This window comes from Parendozoicomonas verongulae, from assembly GCF_009711465.1.
Taxonomy (GTDB): domain Bacteria; phylum Pseudomonadota; class Gammaproteobacteria; order Pseudomonadales; family Endozoicomonadaceae; genus Sansalvadorimonas; species Sansalvadorimonas verongulae.
Window position 1 is genome coordinate 1 of the sequence record NZ_SMME01000708.1, and the last position, 6261, is coordinate 6261.

Below are 6261 nucleotides of genomic sequence, written 5' to 3' on the forward strand. Positions count from 1 at the left end.
TCCACTGCATAACCGCTTTGCTAACTCGCCTTTCATTAACAAGTATCAGCATACCTGTTATTTCTATATCTCTACAAGAGAGATTTGGAGCGGGAAACGAGATTCGCCGAACTTTGGATAGACGACCCCAACCTTGGTAAGGTTGTGCTCTACCAGCTGAGCTATTCCCTCAACATTCATTCTCTAAAGCAACCTGTCTGGCTCACCCTGGAGAACGATCGCTATTTTATGTTTCTGCGGTTATATGTCAAGGCGTTGATATACAAAGAATTTTACTTTTCATCCTTAAACGGTGTCAGATCTGGCCATGCTGCTTTCAAATACACCATCATGGACCAGATAGTCAGTACTGCAGCAATCAGCAATAAGGCCAGTCCACTGAAACCGACAAGGCCTGTACCCAGCGCATCACTCTTGGTCAACAACAACAGTGTGATAGAGCCCATCTGCGCTGCTGTTTTCAGTTTGCCGATATAGTTCACTGCCACACTGGTGCGCTTACCCAGCTCAGCCATCCACTCACGCAGTGCAGAGATCACAATCTCACGGCTGATAATAATCAGGCCAGCCGTGGTCATCAGTGGGCTGTCAAACTTCTCAATCAGGATTGCCAGAGCCACAGCGACCATCACTTTGTCAGCAACAGGATCAAGGAATGCACCGAATGGTGTCGTCTGATTCAGGCGGCGGGCCAGGTAGCCATCAAACCAGTCGGTAAACGATGCCACCATAAACACCGAAGCTGCCGCAATATATGTCCATTGATACGGCAGGTAATGAATCACCACGATAACCGGGATCAGCAGCAGGCGAAGAAGAGTGAGTATATTCGGAATATTCATGGTGTACGGCTTAAATCCTTGATATCTGGCCCACTGGCCGCTGCCAAGTCTACCAGCTCACCTACTCTAATGGCATAGCAGAAAGTTGTTCTCTTACTCAGCATGCAATGCATCCCTGATCTGTTGTGCAATCGCACGACTGATTCCCTGTACTTTTGCCAATTCCTCCACCGAAGCTTCCCGCACGCCTTTCACGCTGCCAAAAAAGGATAAGAGCGCCGCCCGCCGTTTAGCACCTACACCGGGAATATCTTCCAGCTGAGAGCGTGTACGTTTTTTGTCACGACGCTGACGGTGGCCGGTGATTGCAAAACGGTGTGATTCGTCCCGCACATGCTGAACCAGATGCAAACCCGCCGTAGAGGCATCCAGCGCATACTCCCTCCCTGTACGACCATTAATCAACACCTCCAGCCCTGGTTTACGGGTTTCTCCTTTTGCTACGCCGAATACGGTTATGTCGTTCAGTTGCAATCGATTCATCACACCCATAGCCTTATTCAACTGACCAATACCACCGTCAATCAATAACAGGTCAGGCATCATACCTTCTTCTTTCAGCACACGGCTGTAACGACGCTCAACGGCCTGTTCAATAGCGGCATAGTCATCCCCAGGGGTAATGTCACGAATATTGAAACGTCGATAGTCACTCTTGCGGGCACCTTCCTGATCAAACACTACGCAGGAAGCGACTGTGCCTTCACCCATGGTGTGACTGATATCAAAACACTCAATACGCTCAGGCATGTCCTCCAGGGATAATGCCTGCTGCAGCGACAGGAACCGCTCATAAATATTACGGCGATCCGCCAGATAGGTGTTCAACGTGTGGCGAGCATTGCGCTCTGCCAGATCCAGCCAGTCCTTGCGTTGCCCCCGCACCTTATGGCGCAGGTGAACCGTCTTACCTGCCACCGTACGAATAGCCTCCGCTAAAGCCTCATGACCGGGAATATCTATCGGCAACAGAATATCCCGGGGAAAGTCCCGACTCTCCGCCAGACTGATATAAAACTGCCCCAGAAAACTCTCCAGGTTTTCTGCAAGATTGTCATCATGACTGAAGCCCGGGAAGAAATGCCGTGTACCCAGCATTCGTCCCTGGCGCACAAACATCACCAGCACACAACTGCCACCGGGTTCGCTGATAACACCAAAGATATCCGCATCGCCGGATTCCACAGTAATAACCTGTTTTTCCTGCACCTTGCGCAGTTGATGAATACTGTCCCGATAGCTGGCCGCTGTCTCAAACTCCAGTTGTTCCGAGGCGGATTCCATACGACTGATCAGATCATAAATCAGCTCCTGACTCTTTCCTTCCAGAAAGCTAACGGAGTCCTGCACATCCTGCTGATATTCCTGTTCATCCACCAAATCCACGCAAGGGCCTTTGCACCGCTGAATCTGGTACTGAAGACAGGGGCGAGTACGGTTGCGGAAGTAACTGTCTTCACACTGGCGCACACGGAAGACTTTCTGCAGTAGCACCAGACTTTCTTTCGCAGAACCAGAACTGGGATACGGGCCGAAATAGCGCCCTTTTTTGCGTTTGGTACCGCGGTGTAAACCCAGTCGCGGCCACTGCCCTTCCGAGAGAAAAATAAAAGGGTATGACTTATCGTCCCGCAGCAGAATGTTATAAGGCGGACGATTATCCTTAATCAGGTTTTGCTCAAGGATCAGTGCCTCACCTTCACTGTTGGTAACAATCGTTTCAATCGAACGAATTTTCTCCACCATGGCGGTGGTCTTAACGCTGCGTCCCTGTGATCGGAAGTAACTGGCCAGCCGCTTTTTTAGCGATTTAGCCTTACCTACATACAGCGTTCCCCCCTCTTCGTCCACCATGCGGTAAACGCCAGGTTGTTCGGAAGCCGTTTTCAAAAAAGTTTTGTGATCAAAAGGAGAAGATGGTTGCGATGACATACTGACTGGCCGGTTAGATTCCCCTATAGGTTACCTAAGTCTTTGCTAGACTCACAACAGTCACGACACTCAAGGATGAGACGCTGTGAAATTGTTTAGCTCTGTTATTAAGGTCGCCCTCTGCACGGCTCTGCTGAGTACACCTCCCGCTCTCCTGGCGACACCAAACGAAAAGGCAAAGCCTGAGACGACGATTCAGCGTGAAACCAGGCGCCAGAAACTCATGAGTGATATGCGCCCTCTTGCTCTGAGTTATGGAGCAACCACCGCAGCCTGGAACCGACACTCCATCGGCCGCCTGAGCCTTGGATTTCGTTACCTGCTTCGTGACCATTACCTTGCATGGCTGGAGTCGAGCCGAAAATCCTCCCCTAAGAAAAGCTATGATGAGCTAATGAACGAAGCCATCAAAGAGCTGAAAGGCAGTACCCGCGAACGCCCGTTCAGACTGACCCAGCAAGCTGCTCCTGTTGGCATCCTGATGAAAGAGTTTACCAATAAAATGAAGGAGTGGACGGCCAAGCAGGCATCCGGCCGATTCTATAAAGGCAGTCGAACCTCAACGGAGTATGCTGTCACAGCCTGCCTGGTTCAGGTACCTAAAGGCTCGACAGAGTCGGTACTGCGCCAAACCAGCGTGGAGTGCGAACCCGAGGTGGATGCCATGAGCCAGTGGCACGAAAATCTGGAAGGAAAAAGCAAAGCGAGTCTGATGGTCAAGATGAAGACCTACACGGCCATGTTCATGTCTTTTATGGAAACTGGCCTGAACTTCCCACTGTATCGCGAAATGGTTCAAAACCGCAGTGCCTTCAAGGCTCACCTGACTACGATGTTCGATGCGGGTTTAAAACCAGAAACCATTTCTGAAAACCTGTACCGAAGCGGTGTCTACTTCGAAGTCGTGCATAATAAGTTGCGTTATCACTACAAGCGGCGGGAGCACGGAATTCCCTCACCAGAGCTAAAGAAATAAGCTAAGAAACCACCTCTATCGGGCCTTTCTTCTGGGAAGGGCCCACATCCACAAGCCCATACTGTATAGCCAGGCGTGTAAGCCCCACATCGTTAGTCACTCCCAGTTTATCAAAGATACGATAGCGATAACTGTTCACGGTTTTCGTCTCGATCTTCATCTGTTCAGCAATCTGTGAAGTTTTGAAGCAGTCAATGACCATCATGGCCACCTGGAATTCCTGGGGAGAGAGATTGACGAAAGGGTTTTCGGATTGGGAGAACGACTGAACAGCCATTTCCTGAGCGATATTCGGACAGATATAACGACGCCCTGCGTAGACAGTCTGAACCGCTTGCACCATCTCCTGAAAATCACCACCTCTGGTCAGGTAACCCCAGGCACCAGCCTCCAGAATTTTGCGCGAGTGGACGGCATCGTCCAGAGCAGACAACGCTATAACCCGTGACTGCGGACAACTGCCATGCAGACGACGAGTCGCTTCTAACCCGCCAATCCCCGGCATACGGATATCCATCAAAACAATATCAACAGAATTTTCACGGCAGAAAGACAATACCTCTTCGCCAGAACAGGCCTCACCAACAACCTCAATACCATTGGAATCGGCCAGCATATGCACAAGACCACACCGTACAAGCTCATGGTCGTCGGCCACAAGAACACGAATGAGAGCCACAGAACACTCCGATTATTATCATTATTAGTTGCGGCGTCCTGCCGTAGAAACTTCACCTGTTCTCAAGAGCATACCAGCTCAAAATGCAAGGTAAACACCTTTTATAAAGGTCCGAAAAAAGCGGCAGAGCATGAAGCCCGGCCGCTATCAATTCTGATAAGAAGTGATTATCAGCCTACAACAGCCAAAACTTCTACTTCAAAAACCAGAACAGAGTAGGGAGGAATGGAACCAGCACCGTTTGCACCGTATGCCAGATCCTGAGGGATGTACAGCTTGAACTTATCACCAACAACCATCAGCTGCAGCGCTTCAACCCAGCCAGCGATAACGCCGGTAACGGGGAACTCAGCTGGATCATTACGGGCTACGGAGCTGTCAAAGACAGTGCCGTCGATCATAGTGCCGTGGTAGTGAACGCGAACAGTGTTCTCTTTGGAAACCGCTTCGCCTTCACCCTTGGTCAGCACTTCGTACTGCAGACCGGATTCGGTCACAGTTACACCTTCACGGGTAGCGTTGTCAGCCAGGAATGCGTTACCAGCAGCGATGGTTTCAGCGGAACGGGCTTCAGCCACTTCCTGCATTTTCTTGGTGATGACCTGAAACGCTTCGTTGATCGCTTCAGGGGATACAGCCATCTCTTCACCGTTCAGGGAATCCGCAAGACCTTGCTGTACGGCAGCTACGTCCAGACCTTCAAAAGTCTGACGAGCAAGCTGGTCACCCATCTGACGACCAACACCGTAACTGGCCTTCTGTTCCATGGATTCGAATCGGGACATCAATATCACTTCATTTTTGTTGAAAACGCCGGAGTCTGCGGGAAACCTCTGGCAAATACAAGGATGATCTAAATCAGCACTGGCAAGATCAGCCCACGAGGCAATGCCCGAGGTAAACCAGGATCGTACAAAGCCGCTCCCAACAAGGCAGTCAGTAAAATGTACCCCCTCATGTAACGAGTACCTAAATCAAACCAGTTAGTGCAACAAGAGAACTCTGGTTACACTTACAGCGGCACATGATGAGAGATATCTCATAAAATCATTTCCCAGAACACCTTTAAGGCAATGCTTTGTATTTAATAAAATTATCAAACACTCTGGTATTGAATTTTGGAGCCAATATTGATTGTAGTTTTTTCATATCAGAACCATTATATTTGAGGGCTTTAATTTCAGAATAGGTAGTATCATCAACATTCCTCTTTAAAAAATCTCTAGCCATACTGCAAGTTTCCGAAAAATGAGGTGCATTTCTAGCCTGTGCAATCATGTGAGGTACAAAGACTAATAAGCCCACAAAAGAGTTCGCAGGATTCGAAGAAAGAATACCTAAAGAAAATCCTATACAAAAACCACTAAGACAGGTATTGACTACAGAATTACGCATGCCTTGCTTACTTTGAATATATCGAAATGCAACCATGGCACAATCTTCATCTCTTATTGCAGAGACTGTTCTCTCTCTAACATGAATTGCTCTCTCCTGACACTTATACTCTAAGCCTCTTACAAGGTTTGAGTTAGAAATACTCTCTGAGTAATACTTGAACCCGCTCCAAAGAAACCGCGTATAATTCGTAAAACTAGTGTACATATTACTACTTCGCTACATTAGAAAAACAACATCCATGAATAACTTGCAACACTCCATTGTTGGGAGTTAACAGTTGACAATGAAATCCTACAGAGTGCTATAAAAAACCAGTAACATATTAGCAAGCATATATAACGAGCAAGGATAGGTAACGTAAAGCCGAGGCTTCCCCATTATTGAAGCTGGATTTGACATCCCCTGTTAAGTACCCGGACCATTGCTTTCGCATA

At 48.6% G+C, this 6261-nt stretch carries 6 protein-coding genes; 1 reads left to right on the top strand and 5 read right to left on the bottom strand.

Annotated elements, in window-relative coordinates:
• Positions 1 to 272: 272 nt before the first annotated feature.
• Together pgsA and uvrC are read right to left on the bottom strand one after the other, a co-directional pair.
• A complete protein-coding gene (pgsA, locus tag E1189_RS03425) occupies positions 273 to 842 on the bottom strand; it encodes a CDP-diacylglycerol--glycerol-3-phosphate 3-phosphatidyltransferase (RefSeq protein ID WP_155158646.1) in 570 nt (189 codons plus the stop codon).
• Positions 843 to 935: 93 nt separating this feature from the next.
• Entirely contained in the window at positions 936 to 2774 is a 1839-nt protein-coding gene (uvrC, locus tag E1189_RS03430) for an excinuclease ABC subunit UvrC (protein ID WP_155158647.1), read from the bottom strand.
• An 85-nt stretch (positions 2775 to 2859) separates the two neighbouring features.
• Here uvrC and E1189_RS03435 point away from each other — a divergent pair, with 85 nt between their 5' ends.
• On the top strand, positions 2860 to 3750 hold the full coding sequence (locus E1189_RS03435; protein WP_155158649.1) for a hypothetical protein: 891 nt from the start codon (positions 2860 to 2862) through the stop codon (positions 3748 to 3750).
• Position 3751: 1 nt separating this feature from the next.
• Here E1189_RS03435 and E1189_RS25865 read toward each other — a convergent pair whose 3' ends face one another.
• The 3 genes from E1189_RS25865 to E1189_RS03450 all read right to left on the bottom strand — a co-directional run bounded on the left by E1189_RS25865 (position 3752) and on the right by E1189_RS03450 (position 5860).
• Positions 3752 to 4429 carry a response regulator gene (locus E1189_RS25865; protein ID WP_329601882.1) on the bottom strand — a complete coding sequence of 226 codons (678 nt, stop codon included), beginning with the start codon at positions 4427 to 4429 and terminating at the stop codon, positions 3752 to 3754.
• A 170-nt stretch (positions 4430 to 4599) separates the two neighbouring features.
• Complete coding sequence (bamJ, locus tag E1189_RS03445; RefSeq protein WP_155158652.1) at positions 4600 to 5214, bottom strand: BamJ family beta-barrel-assembly machinery protein; 615 nt, start codon at positions 5212 to 5214, stop codon at positions 4600 to 4602.
• 280 nt (positions 5215 to 5494) lie between these two features.
• Entirely contained in the window at positions 5495 to 5860 is a 366-nt protein-coding gene (locus E1189_RS03450) for a hypothetical protein (protein WP_155158654.1), read from the bottom strand.
• Positions 5861 to 6261: the final 401 nt, after the last annotated feature.